The 18,405-nt window shown below is 34.7% G+C and carries 16 protein-coding genes; 15 read left to right on the forward strand and 1 reads right to left on the reverse strand.

Going from position 1 to position 18,405, the window contains the following annotated elements; genetic code table 11:
- Nucleotides 1-26 precede the first annotated feature (26 nt).
- On the reverse strand, nucleotides 27-1,061 hold the full coding sequence (locus F5ESL0233_RS02390) for a lactonase family protein (protein WP_118896747.1): 1,035 nt from the start codon (nucleotides 1,059-1,061) through the stop codon (nucleotides 27-29).
- A gap of 167 nt (nucleotides 1,062-1,228) precedes the next feature.
- Between F5ESL0233_RS02390 and F5ESL0233_RS02395 the strand changes: the two genes are divergently transcribed.
- The 15 genes from F5ESL0233_RS02395 to rny all read left to right on the forward strand — a co-directional run bounded on the left by F5ESL0233_RS02395 (nucleotide 1,229) and on the right by rny (nucleotide 18,317).
- Nucleotides 1,229-3,985: a cation-transporting P-type ATPase gene (locus tag F5ESL0233_RS02395; protein ID WP_122058559.1), complete on the forward strand. Its 2,757-nt coding sequence runs from the start codon at nucleotides 1,229-1,231 to the stop codon at nucleotides 3,983-3,985.
- Nucleotides 3,986-4,064: 79 nt separating this feature from the next.
- Complete coding sequence (locus F5ESL0233_RS02400) at nucleotides 4,065-4,445, forward strand: PTS glucitol/sorbitol transporter subunit IIA (protein WP_090093047.1); 381 nt, start codon at nucleotides 4,065-4,067, stop codon at nucleotides 4,443-4,445.
- Nucleotides 4,446-4,458: 13 nt separating this feature from the next.
- The gene (locus F5ESL0233_RS02405) at nucleotides 4,459-5,649 is read left to right on the forward strand and encodes an AI-2E family transporter (RefSeq protein ID WP_090093049.1); all 1,191 of its coding nucleotides are present in this window, start codon (nucleotides 4,459-4,461) and stop codon (nucleotides 5,647-5,649) included.
- 55 nt (nucleotides 5,650-5,704) lie between these two features.
- On the forward strand, nucleotides 5,705-6,262 hold the full coding sequence (locus F5ESL0233_RS02410; protein WP_090093050.1) for a tRNA (cytidine(34)-2'-O)-methyltransferase: 558 nt from the start codon (nucleotides 5,705-5,707) through the stop codon (nucleotides 6,260-6,262).
- A 2-nt stretch (nucleotides 6,263-6,264) separates the two neighbouring features.
- Entirely contained in the window at nucleotides 6,265-6,657 is a 393-nt protein-coding gene (locus F5ESL0233_RS02415; protein WP_090093051.1) for a DUF1149 family protein, read from the forward strand.
- 18 nt (nucleotides 6,658-6,675) lie between these two features.
- On the forward strand, nucleotides 6,676-9,117 hold the full coding sequence (locus tag F5ESL0233_RS02420; protein WP_122058561.1) for a DNA translocase FtsK: 2,442 nt from the start codon (nucleotides 6,676-6,678) through the stop codon (nucleotides 9,115-9,117).
- A gap of 160 nt (nucleotides 9,118-9,277) precedes the next feature.
- Nucleotides 9,278-10,006, forward strand: coding sequence for an elongation factor P 5-aminopentanone reductase (ymfI, locus tag F5ESL0233_RS02425; RefSeq protein ID WP_122058563.1), 729 nt, complete (start codon nucleotides 9,278-9,280; stop codon nucleotides 10,004-10,006).
- Between the two features lie 68 nt (nucleotides 10,007-10,074).
- Nucleotides 10,075-11,160, forward strand: a complete 1,086-nt coding sequence (locus F5ESL0233_RS02430) for a RodZ family helix-turn-helix domain-containing protein (protein WP_122058565.1) — start codon at nucleotides 10,075-10,077, stop codon at nucleotides 11,158-11,160.
- 29 nt (nucleotides 11,161-11,189) lie between these two features.
- Complete coding sequence (gene pgsA / locus F5ESL0233_RS02435) at nucleotides 11,190-11,750, forward strand: CDP-diacylglycerol--glycerol-3-phosphate 3-phosphatidyltransferase (protein ID WP_090093058.1); 561 nt, start codon at nucleotides 11,190-11,192, stop codon at nucleotides 11,748-11,750.
- Between the two features lie 146 nt (nucleotides 11,751-11,896).
- On the forward strand, nucleotides 11,897-13,075 hold the full coding sequence (locus F5ESL0233_RS02440) for an ABC transporter ATP-binding protein (protein ID WP_305021717.1): 1,179 nt from the start codon (nucleotides 11,897-11,899) through the stop codon (nucleotides 13,073-13,075).
- Nucleotides 13,075-13,698, forward strand: coding sequence for an ABC transporter permease (locus tag F5ESL0233_RS02445; RefSeq protein ID WP_122058567.1), 624 nt, complete (start codon nucleotides 13,075-13,077; stop codon nucleotides 13,696-13,698). Before F5ESL0233_RS02440 ends, F5ESL0233_RS02445 begins: the two co-directional genes overlap by 1 nt.
- Before the next feature lie 12 nt (nucleotides 13,699-13,710).
- Nucleotides 13,711-14,640: a glycine betaine ABC transporter substrate-binding protein gene (locus F5ESL0233_RS02450; protein ID WP_118897969.1), complete on the forward strand. Its 930-nt coding sequence runs from the start codon at nucleotides 13,711-13,713 to the stop codon at nucleotides 14,638-14,640.
- Nucleotides 14,633-15,292: an ABC transporter permease gene (locus tag F5ESL0233_RS02455; RefSeq protein WP_122058569.1), complete on the forward strand. Its 660-nt coding sequence runs from the start codon at nucleotides 14,633-14,635 to the stop codon at nucleotides 15,290-15,292. The genes F5ESL0233_RS02450 and F5ESL0233_RS02455 overlap by 8 nt, the downstream gene beginning before the upstream one ends.
- Nucleotides 15,293-15,443: 151 nt before the next feature.
- Nucleotides 15,444-16,535, forward strand: a complete 1,092-nt coding sequence (gene recA / locus F5ESL0233_RS02460; protein ID WP_122058571.1) for a recombinase RecA — start codon at nucleotides 15,444-15,446, stop codon at nucleotides 16,533-16,535.
- A 150-nt stretch (nucleotides 16,536-16,685) separates the two neighbouring features.
- Nucleotides 16,686-18,317 (forward strand): ribonuclease Y, encoded by a 1,632-nt coding sequence (rny, locus tag F5ESL0233_RS02465; protein WP_122058573.1) that lies wholly within the window; start codon nucleotides 16,686-16,688, stop codon nucleotides 18,315-18,317.
- Nucleotides 18,318-18,405 lie beyond the last annotated feature (88 nt).

Below are 18,405 nucleotides of genomic sequence, written 5' to 3' on the forward strand. Positions count from 1 at the left end.
GGTATTAGAACAATACCGTTTTTTTATTATTCATCGAAAAGGACACATGTTCCTTCTGGAATATAAATGTTTTTTTGAATAGGGGTCAAGCAGCCATTTTCTGCGTTACGGGTATACAGTGTAGCATTATCTGTATTTTGATTAGTTGCTACAAGCAATTTTTGGTCATTGTCCCAATTAAAATCACGAGGAAACTCACCAAAAGTTGAAATTCGTTGCTGTAATTCTAAAGTATGGTCTGCTTTCACTAAGAAAACAGTAATCGAATCGTGTCCTCGATTTGAAACATAGATAAATTTTCCGTCATTACTCATTCTGATTGCAGCAGCACCATTATGCTCTGAATAATCGGTCGGAATTGTTGAATAAGTTGCGATATTTTCGAAGGACCAGTTTTTTTCGTCTAATTTAACGACGTTAATCTTACTTGCTAGTTCACCTACAACATAAAAATACTGTCCATCAGGACTAAAGACTAAATGACGGGTACCAAATCCTGCTTCATTTTGATATTTGGCTAGATGCTTTAGCTGGTTATTTTCTAAACTATAAAAATCAACACAATCATTGCCTAAATCGCAACTAACTAAATTTTTTTGCGGTGTTTGATCAAAAAAGTGTGGATGTGGGCCATCAACTTGTTCGGGACGGGGTCCCAGGGAATCAGCAGTATGAGTAAGAGAAGCCAATAATTTTAAAGTACCATTATTGTCGTAAGAAAAGACCGCTAAGAGACCAGTATGGTAATTTGCTGAATATAAAAGTTTATTTTCTTGGTTAATGCCAATATATGCAGGTGAAGATCCAGTAGTTAAGTATGAATCCTTTTCTAGATACTTACCTTTGAGCAATTGAAAAGAACTAATTCCGCCTTGGTTACCAGCATTATTGATAGTAAAAAGTAAATCATTATCTTGGACAAAGTAAGTTGGACCACCAATCTTAATTATTTCTTTAGCTGAGCCAACTTCTGGCTGGGAATTTTCGTTAGAATTGGCTAGGGGTAATTCATAAATACCTGTCGCCTTTTTCTTAGTGTAACCGCCAATTAATAATTTCATTTGTAAGCCTCCCAAATTTAATATTCCTAAATTTAATATCCATATTAAGTATAGCATGCTAAATTGGCGGATAAGTTTATAATCAGGTAAATATTTAAAAAAATGTTAGAGTATATAGTTAGCTTTATTAATAAAAATGAAATTTATAACTAAGGGGTGGATTTGTAATGGACCAGAATATAATTCGTAAACTTTATGCTCAGAATAAAATTTCGGAAGTTTTTTTAAATTTGAAATCTGCTGATGTTGGGTTGACTTCAACAGAAGCTAATAATAGGTTAAAAAAGTATGGCTTAAATGAAATAAAAAAACCACAAGAAGAATCAGAGTGGAAATCTTTTTTAAAAAATTTTATTAGTATGATGGCCATTTTACTATGGATATCAGGTGCAATTGCCATATTAAGTGGTACTTTGGAATTAGAAATTGCTATTTGGCTAGTTAATATTATTAATGGATTATTTAGTTTTTGGCAGGAACGAGCAGCTAAAAAAGCTACAAATGCCTTAAATAATATGCTGCCCAGCTATGTGCAGGTGATTCGCAATGGTAAAAAGGTTCAGCTTGATGCCAAAAAATTAGTCCCAGGTGATGTTTTTATTCTGCAAGCTGGCAATACCATTCCGGCTGATGCCCGTATAATTTCTGCTAGCTCTTTACAAGTGGACCAGAGTGCCTTAAATGGTGAGTCAACGACAGAATCAAAATCAGTTGAGTATGCACCAGGAGAAGGAAATTATGCTGAAACTAATTTGGTCTATTCTGGAACTTCTGTTGCTGCTGGAACGGCAAGAGCGATTGCTTTTGCTACGGGAATGGAGACAGAATTTGGTAAAATTGCTCAATTAACTCAAAAACAAAGAAAGGTTGATAGTCCCTTAACTAAAGAACTTAATCGGTTGACTAAACAATTATCAATGATTGCTGTATCGATTGGATTATTGTTTTTATTGGCCGCTATTTTTTGGGTCAAATATCCTTTTGCCAAAGCCTTTGTTTTTGCATTGGGCATGGTAGTAGCCTTTATTCCGGAAGGGTTATTACCGACGGTTACTTTGAGTTTAGCGGAAGGTGTAAAGCGAATGGCAAAAAAACATGCCTTAGTTAAAGAACTTAATTCAGTGGAAACTTTGGGTGAGACGACCGTTATTTGTTCAGATAAAACTGGTACTTTAACCCAAAATCAAATGACAATCCATTATATTTGGACACCTAAAAATGAATATCGGGTAACTGATAACGGTTATGTAAACAATGGGCAGATAGAATTAAATAAAAAGCAATTATGGTATGATGAGAATCCAGATTTACAAAAACTGGTTGAAATTGCGGCGCTAGATAATGATACTTCAGTTGAGCAGACTAAAATGAAGGGTGCTAAACCCAAAATACTAGGCACACCTACAGAAGCAGCTTTAGTTATTATGGCTGAAAAGGGAGGCTTTGATCGACCAAAAGTAATTATTAAATATCCTAGATTGTATGAATTACCATTTGATTCTGAGCGCAAACGCATGTCAACAATTCATCGCTGGAATGATCAACAATTCATTATATTTACTAAAGGTTCATTTAGTGATGTTATTAAGCAGTGTGATCAAATTCAAATTGATGGTCAAATCCAACCAATGACTCCTAGTCAGCAGCAAGCAGCTGCTAATCACAATGCTCAATATGCACTAAAAGGTTTGCGCAGTATGGCAATGGCTTATCGGATTGTTGATAAAGATAGTATAGATATTAATAAGGTGACTGCTACGACTGTTGAGCAACACTTAATCTTTGTTGGTTTAACGACGATGAGTGATCCACCAAGGCCAGAAATTTATAATGCAATTAAACGTTGTCATGAAGCAAAAATAAAGATCATTATGGTAACAGGTGATTCAAAATTAACGGCTAAGTCGGTTGCGGTTCAAATAGGACTAACTACTAATCAAGCACGGGTTATTTCAGGTGATGAACTTGAAAAAATGAGCAAGCATGAATTGAGTGTAGCACTAAAAGGAGAAGTTATTTTTGCGCGTGTGGCACCAGAACAAAAATATAAAGTTGTAAAAACTTTACAACAAAACGGTGAAATAGTAGCCTCTACTGGAGATGGTGTGAATGATGCACCAGCATTAAAACAAGCCGATATTGGAATAGCAATGGGGATGACAGGGACCGATGTAGCTAAAGATGCTGCAAATATTATTTTGACAGATGATAATTTTGCTTCAATTGTAGCCGCGATTGAAGAAGGAAGAGCTGTATATAGTAATATTCGAAAATTTTTAACTTATATACTCACCTCAAATGTACCTGAGGCCTTTCCCTCAATTTTATTCTTGTTGTCTGGTGGCATAATACCTTTACCCATGACGGTAATGCAAATTCTAACAGTTGATCTAGGTACAGATATGTTACCTGCTTTAGGATTAGGAGGAGAAGCTGTCGATTCTGATGTAATGAAACAGGCACCTAGAAATCGTAAAGAACATTTACTTAATAAAACGGTAATTGCTAAAGCTTTTCTTTGGTATGGGTTTATTTCAAGCATGATCTCAATTGGTGCTTATTTTCTAGTTAATTTGAAAAATGGTTGGCCTAGAATTCCCTTAGCTAGTAATGGAGAAGTTTATCTAAGAGCAACGACGATGGTCTTGGGGACAATTATTTTTACTCAAATTGCCAACGTTTTGAATTGTCGAACGAATCGTATTTCAATTTTTAAAAAGGGCTTATTTAGTAATACTGGTATTTGGTATGGAATTATTTTTGAAATCCTTTTGTTCTTAATTTTGACGATAACTCCAGGGTTACAACAATTGTTTAATACTACTAATTTGTTAATGACTGATTGGCTATTTCTCTTTTGTTTACCAATTCCGTTAGTTTTACTTGATGAATTAAAAAAATGGATGCTCTATCGTAAAAAGTAAATAGGATTCTAGAAAGCCGCTTATATATTAGTTAAGCGGTTTTTATTATGCTAGAATTAGAAGTTAAGGAGTGTAAAAAATGAAATGGACTGCAACAATTAAGAAAATTGGCCCAGAAGCTCTTACAACTGAGGACAATATGATAATATTATTTGGTGAAAATGTTGCAACTGAATTATTTGATGTATCAGTTATTCAAAAATTTAGTACAGCTACACCAAGCGAAGATTTTATTTTCCAAAAAGGGGATAAGATTACGATTGACAATCAGACCTATGTGGCTGATTATGTGGGCACAATGGTTGAAAATAATATGAGAACTTTAGAACAGGTAACTTTGTGTTTTGATAAAAAAAGTGACGATAATCCTTTAGCTAATGCTATTCATTTTACTTTTGCCAATAATCAGAGTATGCCTAAATTTAAGGTAAATGAAAGCATTGAATACGAGCATATTTGATGGGGTAAATTAAATGGACTACGAGAAAAAATATAAGAAATCAACGATTATGCAAAAATGGTTTTCGAATAACCGCTTTAGCGTAGCATTATTAAACATTTTATTATTCTTTTTGGTAATTTGGATGTTTAATAAAATTTCTTTTATATTAAATCCAGCTAAAGTATTTGTAAGTGCGATTTTACCACCACTACTGTTGGCCTTAATTCAATTTTATATTATGAATCCGTTAGTTGACTTTTTGGAGCGTAAGTTTAAAGTGCCGCGGATTGCTACTATTATTGGTCTGTTTGCATTAGTTACGGTTTTACTTATCTGGATTGTCAATACGCTTTTGCCAATTGTTCAAGGGCAGATAGACTCTTTAATTAAACATTGGCCTAGTATTTGGAAAGATGCCACAATGGTGGTTCAAAACACTTTAAATGATCCGCATTTAAATAGTGTGAGAAATGACTTAAATGATGCTCTAACTAGGGCTCAAAATATGATTTTTAAATCAGGTAGGAACACTATTGATACTGCTATGAATAATATTTCGTCTGCGATTAGTATTGTAACAATTATTTTCATGACAGTTTTAACAGCACCGTTTATTTTGTTTTTTATGCTGAAAGATGCACACCATTTACGCCCATACATTACCCAATTTGCCCCTTATCGGTGGCAAAAAAGTTTTAGTCAGTTACTTTATGATATTAATACAGCTCTTGCCTCATATATTCGTGGACAAATTACCGTTGCCTTTTGGGTAGGAGTAATGTTTGCTATTGGATATAGTATGGTAGGTTTAGAGTATGGAATTGCATTAGCGGTATTGAGTGCATTTTTAAATTTGATTCCCTATTTTGGAACATTTATTGCTTTTGTGCCGGCAATTGTAATTGCGATTATGATGTCAATGCCAATGGTTATTAAAGTATTGATTGTTTTTGTAATTGAGCAAACCATTGAATCTAGAATTATTAGTCCCTTAGTTATGGGCAATAAGATGGCGATGCATCCGGTTACTACAATTCTACTTTTGATAGGCTCTAGTGCTGTTTGGGGGCTATGGGGAGTTATTTTTGGCATTCCAATTTATGCAATTTTAAAAATTATTACTATGCGGGTGTACAATTATTACCGTAAAGTTTCTCAAGTATTTGAGGAAGATGAGAGTACATCTTTGTCTTCGTTTAATCAGCAAAAGGTTAAAAAGTGACAAAGAGTTAGAACTGTGTGGTTGTGTTGCCACACTTTTTGATTAAGGAGAAAAAATGACCAATCACGTTGTTTTATATGAACCACTGATGCCAGCTAATACTGGTAATATTGCTCGAACTTGTGCCGGGGCTAATGCAGTGCTTGATTTAATTGAGCCACTTGGATTTCAATTTGATAATAAAAAAATGAAGCGAGCGGGGTTAGACTATTGGGACAAGGTTGATGTTCGTTTGCATGATGATTTAGATGCATTTTTACAAAAATTAGGACCAAACGATGAAATTTATCTTATTTCAAAATTTTCATCTAAAAATTATGCTGAGGTCGATTATACTGATTCAAATAAAAATTATTATTTTATTTTTGGTAAAGAAACAACGGGATTACCTGAAACCTTTATGCGTGAATACCAAGAAAGAAACTTACGCATTCCAATGTCCGATAATATTCGGTGCTATAATTTGGCTAATTCAGTTGCAATTGTTTTGCTTGAAGCGTTACGGCAACAAGGTTTTCCTAACATGGAAATAACACATCATTATGCAAATGATAAGTTAAAAGATAATTATAATCGGCCACAACGTTATGAGCGCAATTTAAAGGGAGAGTAAAAATGGATTATAGTAAAGAAACACCAATATTAGTTAAAAATTTTCACTACGATATCAATGAAGAATTACAAACTAAGAACCAAGTAAATTTTGGTTTGAAGGAAGTAGAAAAACAAAATGAGGACGGTTCAGTTGATGAGGGTAGGGAAGGAAAATATTTTGATGTAACTGTCATTTTTGAAGTTGCCCCTGCTCCGGGTCAATTTACTGTTAGTGGGATGATTAGTCAAATTGTCCAAATTAAAGATTATTTTGGTGATGGGAGTGATTTAGCTAAGACAGATTATCAATTGCTAAGTCGACCTTTGATTGAATATATTGAAACACTAACTTATGAAGTTACTCAAATTACACTCGATGAACCAGTTAATTTGAACTTCCAGGCCAATTTTTAATGCTGATTAGGTGAAAAGATGCCTAAGAAAAAAAGAAAAACAACTAAGGCACGTAAGAAGGTCCAGAAAACAGACATGACTTGGGCTATTGTGGGGCTCATTCAGCTGATTATTGCTATTACTGCTTTTACTAAATTTGGTAATTTAGGCAAACAGGTTGCTAATCTTTTTCGTCTATTTGTAGGTGATTCTTATTTACTTATAGCAGGGATATGCATTGTTTTCGGTTTGGTTATGCTGATTTATAATAGGCCAATGCATTTTAAATTTAAAAGAAGTTGTGGCCTGTTTTTAGCAATTATGGGTTTTTTACTGGTGCAAAGTAGTAATTATTTTGCGCATGAATTGGTCAATAATGCTTTTATGAATGTTTTTTGGTATGAGATGCAGGCAGAGTTTATGCGTGTTTCAATTACCAAATCTGTTGGTGGAGGCATAATTGGAGCAATGTGTTACCAATTTCTTTATCCGCTTTTTGGGCACATTGGAATAAAAATCATTGCAATTTTATTCATTCCAATTGGAATTTTAATGTTTTTTGATATTAAATTTGCGGATATTATCCGAAAGTTTCAGCTTTTTAGTCAACTCTTTATCAGTAAAAATAAAGAAGCAAGTTCTAAAATAAAAAATCAATATAATATTATCCGCACTAAGCAAGTAGAAAGACGAGAAAATAAAAAAGTACAAGATTTAGCCGATCCTTTAGCTGAAGAGCCATTGGAGTTCCCGAATGTGACTGATTTTAATGAGCAAACAGAAAAAAATGATGATAGTCAAAATGACGATGAAACTGAAATAAGTGAATCTTCTGCGACTGCTGAATCAAATTCTGCTATCGAAGAAGAAAAATTTGAACCACCAATTCAAATTGCAAGTGAAAATGATGAAAAGGCAAATTCTCCTCTAGAAGAAACTGATTTGCCGCGACCGCATTCTTTCGTTGCTGAAGATCAGAAATTACAACGAGAAATAAGCAATGTTGAACATGATGCTTCAAGGCAAACTAAGCAAATAAAGCAAAAATACCAAAAGCCACCGCTATCACTACTTGATGCAGTTAAGAATATTGATCAAAGTTCAGATAAAGCATTAATCAGAAAAAATACGCAAACTTTACAGACAACTTTTAAAAGTTTTGGCGTAAATGTAATTATTAAAAAGGCGATTTTGGGTCCTACCATTACCCGATACGAAGTTCAACCAGCGGTGGGAGTAAAAGTAAGTCGTATAGTTAATTTGGCGGATGATTTAGCCTTGGCTCTTGCTGCTAAGGATATTAGAATTGAGGCTCCAATTCCGGGGAAGCCTTTTATTGGTATTGAAGTTCCTAATCGGACTAATAGTGTGGTGGCGTTCAAGGATGTAATGCAAAATCAAGATAAAAAAGCACAAGCTGATCCAATGGAAGTTCCGCTGGGAAAAGATGTTACTGGCCAAATAATTTCGGCTAATTTAGCAAAAATGCCCCATTTATTGATTGCTGGTTCAACTGGATCAGGTAAATCAGTAGCCATTAATACTATTTTAACTAGCATTTTAATGAAAGCTAATCCTGATCAAGTCAAGCTTATCTTGATTGATCCTAAAATGGTTGAATTATCAGTTTATAGTGGTGTACCTCATTTATCAATTCCGGTTGTAACTGACCCTAAATTAGCAGCAAATGCTTTAAATAAAGCTGTTAAAGAGATGGAGCGGCGTTACAAGTTATTTGCAGCAAGTGGGGCCCGTAATATGGGTGAATTTAACGAAAAGGTTCGTATAAATAATCAAGATAAGGCTAATCCAGTGATGAATCCTTTACCGTATATCTTAGTTGTTGTGGATGAGCTAAGCGACTTAATGATGGTTGGAGGACATGATGTTGAAGGGGCAATTGTCCGTTTAGGACAGATGGCTAGAGCAGCCGGTATTCATATGATTTTAGCTACGCAACGTCCCAGTGTTGATGTTATTACTGGACTAATTAAGGCTAATGTACCTTCACGAATTTCTTTTGCTGTCTCCAGTGGGATAGATTCGCGAACAATTCTCGATCAAACTGGAGCTGACAAATTGCTAGGGCGAGGCGATATGCTGTATATGCCAGTAGGAGCTGCTAAACCTGAACGAATTCAGGGAGCATATGTATCTTCGCATGAAGTAGAAAAAGTGATTGCTTGGGTTAAGGAGCAACAGCAACCTGAATATGATCAAGAACTAATCCCTAAAAAAGGAGAAGAAACGACCGAAAATGCTTCTGATGAACCGGTAGATGAATTATACGATCAAGCAGTTGATATGGTTCAGCGGCAGCAAGCGGCCAGTGTATCAATGTTACAAAGACGTTTTCGAATCGGATATAATCGAGCGGCCCGAATTGTGGACGAAATGGAAGCAAGAGGAGTAGTCGGTCCATCAGAAGGATCTAAACCACGTCAGGTACTTGTTAAACCTACAAAAGATCAAACAAAATAGTAATTTTTAAGAAAGTTTAGCATGTCACAATTTTGCTTAGTTTTATTTAAATTCATGGTAAAATTAAAGATGTTGTGTGCAATTATAGTAGAAATGTAGCAAGTGCGGTATAATTGCATTGCTGTTTTTGATTGATAGTTTATCAAAAGGAATGTTTTATTTGAAACGAGCAATCGTATTTGGTGCCACGGGTGGAATTGGACAAGCTATTTGTGCTGATTTAGCTAATAGCGGCTGGTCACTTTATCTTCACTATAATCAAGATGAGCAAAAGGCATCTAATATGGTGCAAAGATATAGTCAGCTTTATCCTCAACAAGATTTTATTCCAATCAAATTGAGTTTTTTGACAGATAATAAAGGTTTAATGGAGTTTGTTAATAGTTTATTACCTATTAATGCTGTTGTTTTTTCTCAGGGCATTACGGATTACACTTTTCTGAGTGACCAAGATCTGAATAAAATTGATCAACTTGTACAAGTTAATTTGAACACACCAATTAAATTGACAAGTTTACTTGAATCATTACTGATAAAAAATGATTTTAGCCGTATTGTATATCTTGGTTCTGTTTATGGTGGAAATGGTAGTGCACTAGAAGCAGTATATAGTTCAACTAAAGCTGGATTGTCGCGTTTTGCACAAAGTTATGCGCGAGAAGTGGCATCAGCAAATTTGACAGTTAATGTTATTGCTCCTGGGGCAGTAGATACGAAGATGAATGCGTTACTTTCATCTGAAACTATGGTAGAAGTTAAGGAAGAAATTCCGTTGGGTCGCTTAGCAAAGGGTACGGATATTTCTTACTGGGTCAGAACCTTGCTTGATCCGAATGCGAATTATTTAACGGGACAAACAATTTATGTCAGTGGGGGCTGGCTTATATAAATAAAAATTAATAGTTAGTAGTATATGTTATACTCAATGTATAAAATAAAGAATTTAAAGAGGTAACTATGGCGGATATCGGAGACAAATTACGCAGTGCCAGAGAGGCAAAAGGACTTTCAATTGAAGATGTTGAAAAAGCAACTAAGATTCAAGGTAGATATCTAACGGCAATTGAGCAAAATGATTTTGATAAGCTACCAGGTGACTTTTATGTACGCGCCTTTATTAGACAATATGCTCAAGTAGTCGGATTAGATGGTAAAAAATTACTTAATGAATATCACCAAGAAATACCACAAGCTGAACCTGATGAGTATGTTGAAGAATCTATCGATAATAAAAGTGAAGAAGTAAGTAAGACTACTAACAGTAAAAAAAAGCTCTGGAAAGATTATCTTCCGCGAATTATTATTATTTTAGGAATCGTAGTAGTTGTGCTAGTGTGCTATATGGTATATGCCCACTTTTCATCAGCAGGAAATCAGAATAATAATTCTGCTAACGATGTATCGGTTTCATCAGAAAATACTAGCAGACCAAAAAAAGTTAAAAAGGCTAAACCCAACCTAGTCAAAGTTAGGGAATTAGCTGTAAACCAATATGAAATTACTGGTTTAAAGAAGAATCGTAATATAGTAGTTCGAGCAGGTGATCAAGTAATAACGATTTCGGTTGCAATGAATGGTGTGAATCAAGGTGCCCAGACCTTGACTGCAGGACAAAAACATACAGTGCGTATACCTGAAAGTGCCCAAACAGTAGTTGTTACTTTTAGCAATGCTCTTGGAACGACCGTTTCAGTTGGTGGCAAAAAAGTACCTTATAATGGCCAAAGTGCAGGACTATCACTAACCTTATTTATTGGTAAGCATCACCAAGTTCAAACAAATGGTGAGGTAAATCAAAATAACAATACAGGGAATGCTAATACTGGTACTACCCAAAACCAGCGTACTGAAACTGAGCAAAATCAAGACCACCATCAGACCAATAATACTGAAAATAACAGCACCACTGCCAATAATCAATCTACTGGACAGCAAACTAACGGTCAGGTAAACCATGATAATCAAACCGGTACTACTGATCATCATCAAGCTAATAATAACTCAAGCAGTTCGTCTGATAACCAAAGTGGCAGCAGTAACTAATTACTGTATTTTAGGAGGAAAATTTAAGAATGAATTTACCCAATAAGTTGACGGTGTTTAGAATATTTCTAATACCGGTATTTATGTTAATTGTTATCTTTGGCGGAGATGCAAGTTTTAAAGTAGCAGGTAGTACTGTTTACTGGAATTTAGTTATTGCAGCGATAGTTTTTGCAGTAGCATCAGCTACTGACTGGTTTGACGGTCATCTTGCTCGCTCACGCAATTTAGTGACCAATTTTGGTAAATTTGCGGATCCATTAGCAGATAAGATGTTAACTATGACTGCTTTTGTTATGTTAATTTCATTAAAATTAGCACCAGCTTGGATTGTGGCAATTATTGTCTGTCGTGAGTTAGCAGTTACTGGGTTACGGCTGATTTTAGCTGAAAATAAAGGTCAAGTAATGGCAGCTGAGATGCCGGGAAAGATTAAGACAACTTGTCAGATGCTGTCGATTATTTTCTTATTAATTGGTGATATTTATCATATTGGAACAGTTTTACTCTATCTTGCTTTGATTTTTACAATATATTCTGGCTATGATTATTTTCGTAGTTCTTGGAATATCTTCAAAGGTTCAATGTAGTTTTAAATATTTAAAAACACTAACAATGTTAGTGTTTTTTATTTTAGTTTTATAATTTGAAAAATATGTAATAGTATATTATTGCCCGTCTTTAATTATGTTGATAGGATTGAACTATAATACTATTGAAAAAAGGGGGAAATATTATGGTACAAAATATACCGATGGTTGAATTTAAGAATGTAACAAAGCTATATCCTAAAATGAGCAAACCAGCTGTTGACAACATTAACTTCAAAATAAATAAGGGTGAATTTTGCTGTCTAATTGGAACCTCTGGCTCGGGTAAAACAACACTAATGCGAATGATTAATCGGATGAATAGTGTAACTAAGGGAAAGGTTTTAATTAAAGGGAAAAATGTTAAAGAATTTAATCCTGTTTTTTTAAGACGACATATTGGATATGTGATTCAGAGTAATGGCTTAATGCCTCATATGACGATTCGACAAAATATTGCTCTGGTACCAAAATTATTAAAATGGCCAAAGAAAAAAATAGCTGTTGCTGTAAATAAGTTAATAGAATTAGCTCAGTTACCTAAATCATATTTAGATCGCTATCCTAATGAATTATCTGGTGGTCAGCAGCAGCGAGTAGGTGTCATTAGAGCTTTAGCTGCAAATCAAAACTTGATTTTAATGGATGAGCCATTTGGTGCATTAGATCCGATTACGCGTGAAAGTTTGCAAACTTTAGTGAAAAATTTACAATCCAAGTTAGGTAAAACAATAGTGTTTGTTACACATGATATGGATGAAGCCCTAAAGCTTGCTACTAAAATAGTTGTTTTACACGGGGGTCATTTAATTCAGGTTGGCTCACCAGATGAAATTTTGCACTATCCCAAAAATAAATTTGTAGAGAATTTGATTGGTGAAAAGCGCCTTTCTGAAGCAAAATATGAAACTGTTAAAGTAAAAAACGTGATGCTCACTGATCCCGTCAAAATTAATCAAACGGCTTCTTTAACGACTGCATTAGCAATGATGAAGGAACATCGAGTTGATACGCTGTTAGTTGTTGATCTCAAAAATCACTTTAAAGGATATATTTCAATTAATGAGTTACAGAAAAAATATAACCAAGCTAATAAGATTAGTGAAATTTTATTAACTAAAATTCCAGTCCTAAGACCAGATGAATATTTACGTGATAATTTTAGTCGAATTTTAAGCCGCGCTGGACAATATATTCCGGTTGTTGACGATAATGAAAGATTAGTAGGTATAGTAACTCGTTCTAGCCTGGTTAATGTAATTTATGAAAAAATATGGGGTGATAAAACAGCTTTAATTAAAAAATCAGAAAAAGAGGTAAAATAATGGTTGCTTTTTTAGCTCAACATGGATTAGAGTTAATTGTTAAAACTTGGCAGCAAATTTATATAGCGACTATTTCATTATCCTTAGGAATTATTGTAGCAATTCCGTTAAGTGTTTTTTTACTAAAAATTCCGCAAATTGCGAAAATAATAATTTCGATTACGAGCATTTTGCAAACTATTCCAGCTCTTGCATTATTAGCAATGATGATTCCATTATTTGGAGTAGGACGTTTGCCAGCAATTATTGCACTTTTTTTGTATAGTTTAATGCCAATTTTGCGTAACACTTATGTGGGACTAACCAATGTGGATACTAATATTATCGATTCTGCTCGTGGTCTTGGCATGACCAAAATACAATTGATTACTAAAGTAAGGCTCCCTTTAGCAATGCCGGTAATTATGGCTGGAATTCGTTTAGCTGCAATTTATATAATTGCTTGGGCAACATTGGCTTCCTATATTGGAGCTGGAGGATTAGGCGATTTTATTTTTAGTGGTCTTAGTCTTTATCAACCTGATTTAATTCTTGGTGGCACCCTCCCAGTAATTGCTTTAGCATTATTAACAGATTTTTTACTTGGTTTACTAGAGAAAAAAATTATTCCTAAAGGTATGTAGGGAGGCTTAGTAATGAAAAGACGAGCAAAAATATTAATTTCTACCATCACATTTATGACCATGATAGCTACTTGTGCGTGTGGATTAGTTGATAATCAACCTAGTAGCAATCAAATTAGAGTAACTGCCTTAACAACAACTGAATCTCAAATTGTTGCTAACATAATTGTTCAACTAATTGAACATGAAACGCCATATCGAGCTTCCATTGTTAATAATTTAGGGTCAGCCCCAATGCAGCATCAAGCATTGTATCGTCATGATGCTGATATCCAAGCGGTTGCCTATGATGGGGGTGAATTGACTGCTAATTTACATCTAACTCCAATTAAAAATGCAAAAAGAGCCAATCAAACAGTGCGAAGTGAGGCGAAAAAAAGGTGGGATCAAACATATCTTCCTACTTACGGCTTTGCCAATAATTATGCCTTTATGGTGAAAAAAAGTGCACAAAAAAAATATAATTTATATAAAATTTCTGACTTAAAACAATGGCAAAATAAATTTTCATTTGGAGTTGCTTCGGAATGGATTAATGCGCCAGGAGTTGGTTATAGGCAGTTTAAACAAGCGTATCATATGGCTTTTACCAAAATTGAGCCAATGAATATTGGTCTGGTTTATTCCGCCCTAAAAAGTGGTAAAGTGAATGTGATTTTAGGTTATTCTACAGATGGGCGAATTGATAGCTATCGATTAAAATTATTAAAGGATAATAAGCATTTTTTTCCGCCATATAATTGCGGCATGTTAATTAATAATTATTTATTACGTAATCATCCCGACCTTAAGCCGCTTTTGATGAGATTAGTGGGGAATATTAGTATTCATGACATACGAAGAATGAATTTTGAAGTAGATGATAGATTACTAGAACCCTCTACCGTGGCCCATCAATTTTTGGTAAAACATAATTTTTTTAGGGGTAAAAATAATGGCTAATTTAACTTTATGGCAACAATTTATTTATTATTATCAACATAATGGCAATTATATACTTAGTCAATTTAATCGTACTTTTTTAATGTCAGTTTATGGTGTATTGTTTGCAGCAATTATTGGTATTCCGCTGGGGATTGTGATTTCCCGTAATACATATTTGGGAAGTTTCGTGCTTGAATTTGCTAATTTCATTCAGACAATCCCCTCACTTGCTCTTTTGTCAATCGTGATGATTGGAATGGGTTTGGGAGTAAAAACAGTTGTTTTTACTGTTACGCTATATTCATTGTTACCAATTATTAAAAATACATATACTGGCATGTGCAGTGTTGATAAAAATATTATTGATTCAGGTAAAGGTATGGGAATGACTAAGCTACAATTACTTTATTTGGTTCGGTTACCTTTATCAATTTCAGTAATTGTAGCCGGTTTAAAAAATGCTTTAGTAATAGCAATTGGAATTACTTCAATTGGTTCTTTTGTTGGTGCCGGCGGATTAGGCGATATTATTATTCGTGGTACTAATGCAACTAGCGGCAACGCAATAATTTTAGCTGGGGCATTTCCCACTGCATTAATGGCAGTATTAGTTGATCTATTGCTTAACTTGGTCCAAAATTGGGTACAACCTAAAGGATTAAAAAAATAAATCAAAAAATATGGGTTATTTTTGCATATATATTAGTAGGGCTTAAGCTTATTTAAACATTTGTTCGCTATATTTCTTGCAAATATATCTTCAAGCAAAGTATAATTAATGAGTATAAACTGGTGATTATTATTTTAGAGGAGGAAAAGTCTTGCCCAAAGATGAAAAGCAGGCAGCATTGGAAAATGCGCTTAAAAAAATAGAAAAGAACTTCGGTAAGGGCGCTGTTATGCGCATGGGCGATAAAGCAGATACTAAAATTTCAACGATTCCATCTGGTTCACTTGCACTTGACTCAGCTTTAGGGGTCGGGGGCTATCCACGGGGAAGAATTGTTGAAATTTATGGTCCCGAATCTTCTGGTAAGACCACGGTTGCTTTACATGCTGTAGCTGAAGTACAAAAGCGTGGTGGTACGGCTGCTTACATTGATGCTGAAAATGCAATGGATCCAGCATATGCAGAAGCCTTAGGGGTTGATGTGGATTCACTCATTTTATCGCAGCCTAATACTGGTGAAGAAGGATTACAAATTGCGGATACACTAATTACAAGTGGTGCAATTGATATTTTAATTGTCGACTCTGTAGCTGCTCTAGTTCCCCAAGCTGAAATTGACGGAGAAATGGGTGATAGTCATGTGGGGTTACAAGCACGTTTAATGAGTCAGGCTTTACGTAAGCTTTCTGGAAATATTAACAAGACAAAGACAATTGCCATTTTTATTAATCAAATTAGAGAAAAAGTTGGCATTATGTTTGGTAATCCGGAAACGACTCCAGGTGGGCGCGCACTTAAGTTTTATGCAACAATCCGTTTAGAAATTAGACGTGCAGAAAAAATTAAGCAGACTGGTGGCGAAATAACGGGGAATCGTGTCAAAATTAAAGTTGTTAAAAACAAAGTTGCACCGCCTTTTAAAGTTGCGGAAGTAGATATGATGTATGGCAAAGGTATTTCCCAAAGTGGTGAATTGCTAGATATGGCAGCTGATAAAGATATTATTGCGAAAGCTGGCTCTTGGTATTCATACAAAGATGAACGTATTGGTCAGGGGCGTGAAAATGCAAAGCAATATTTAGAAGACCATCCAGAAATATACGCTGAGGTTCAAAAGGAAGTTCGTCATATTTATGGTATTGATGAAGAAGCCATTTCTGAACGTGAAGATCCAGAAAATGCTAAAGCTAAAAAAGCTAAGGCAACCAAACCAGAAACTAAAACGACTTCTGCTGAAAAATAAGTAGATGACAAAAGTAATTAGAATTGAAGAAATTAACCTTGATCTATAAATTTTGGTCAAGGTTTTTTTTAGTTGATTGACATAAGTGATTAGGTTATTTATCATTAAGTTTGTGTGAATAATCTAAAAATAAAAAAGGCGATAGTAATCATGATAAAAACAATTTTGGTTCCCATCGCGATTGCTATTATTTCAATTTTACTAGGTTTAATTATTGGCTATTATTTCAGAAAAAATATTTGGGAAAAGAAAGCTCAAAATGCCAAAAAGAATGCTGATAATATTTTAGCTGAAGCAAAGTCTCAAGTGGCAGCTACTCAAGCTGAAATAAGTTTTCAAAAGCAAGCTGCTGAAACTTTAAAGCAGAGTGCACTAAATATTAAAAAAGAAAAAATTCTTGAAGCGCAAGAGCAAATTCAAACTTATCGACAAAAGGTTGAAGATGAATTAAATGTTAAGCGCGATTTGGTTGCACGCGATACTAATCGTTTAAAGCAACAAGAAGATACTTTTGAACATAAAAACTCTTTATTGACGGAAAAGGAAGCCGAATTAATTGAAAAAGAAAATCACTTTCGTAAGCAAGAACTAGAGCTAAAGAAAAATATAAAGGTTGTAACTGACTTAGTCGATCAAACTAAGGAAAAGCTGTACGAGGTTGCTCAACTGAGTAAAGATCAAGCACAGAAGTTAGTTTTGACCCAATTATCTGATGAACTAGTTAAGGAACGGGCAGAAATGATCAAGGATAGTAATGAAGAAATTCGAGTTAAAGCTGATCATTATGCCCGTAAAATTATTATTGATGCAATTCAAAGTAGTTCGGCTGATACTGTTGCTGAAACAACAGTTTCAGTAGTTAATTTGCCTAATGAGGAAATGAAGGGAAGAATTATTGGTCGAGAAGGTCGGAATATTCGCTCCTTTGAAGCTCTAACTGGAGTTGATTTAATAATTGATGATACTCCTAAAGTAGTTACTTTGAGTGGCTTTGACGCGATTCGACGTGAAATTGCTAAACGAGCAATGGAACGGCTGGTTAAGGATGGTCGTATTCATCCAGCTCGAATTGAAGAGATGGTTGATAAAGCACGCAAAGAAGTCAATGATGACATTTATGAAGCTGGTGAAAGCGCATTAATGGAGCTAGGGATTCATCGAATGAATCCTGAACTTGTTAAAATTCTTGGTCGCCTTAAATATCGAACGTCTTATGGCCAGAATGTTTTAGGGCATTCAATTGAAGTGGCTAAATTAGCTGGAGCAATGGCGGCTGAGCTTGGTTTAAATGAAAAATTAGCAGTTCGCGCGGGATTATTACACGATATAGGAAAAGCCATCGATCATGATATTGAAGGTTCACACGTTGAAATTGGTGTAGAATTAACTAGAAAATATCATGAATCAGATGTAGTTGTTAATGCAATTGCGGCCCATCACGGTGATGTACCGAAGTTATCATTTATTGCTGAGCTGGTAGTGGCGGCAGACACGATATCTTCGGCTCGACCTGGGGCAAGAAGTGAAAGTTTAGAAAATTATATAAGAAGATTAACTGAATTAGAACAAATTGCTAAAAGATATGATGGAGTTGATCAAGCTTATGCCATTCAAGCTGGACGAGAAGTTCGCGTGATGGTCAAGCCAGATAAGATTTCAGATGACCGAATTACTGTATTGGCCCATGATATTCGTAAGCAAGTTGAAAAGGAACTTGATTACCCAGGTAATATTAAAATTACGGTTATCCGTGAAAAACGGGTAGTCGCAGTTGCAAGATAAAAAAGCTGAATTAAAAAATTCAGCTTTTTTGATTTGTGTTTAAATATAGTAAAAAATCCAATTATTAAATAGTAAATTTTGTGATTTG

The organism is Lactobacillus sp. ESL0233, from assembly GCF_003692995.1.
In the GTDB taxonomy this organism is placed as follows: Bacteria; Bacillota; Bacilli; order Lactobacillales; family Lactobacillaceae; genus Lactobacillus; species Lactobacillus bombicola.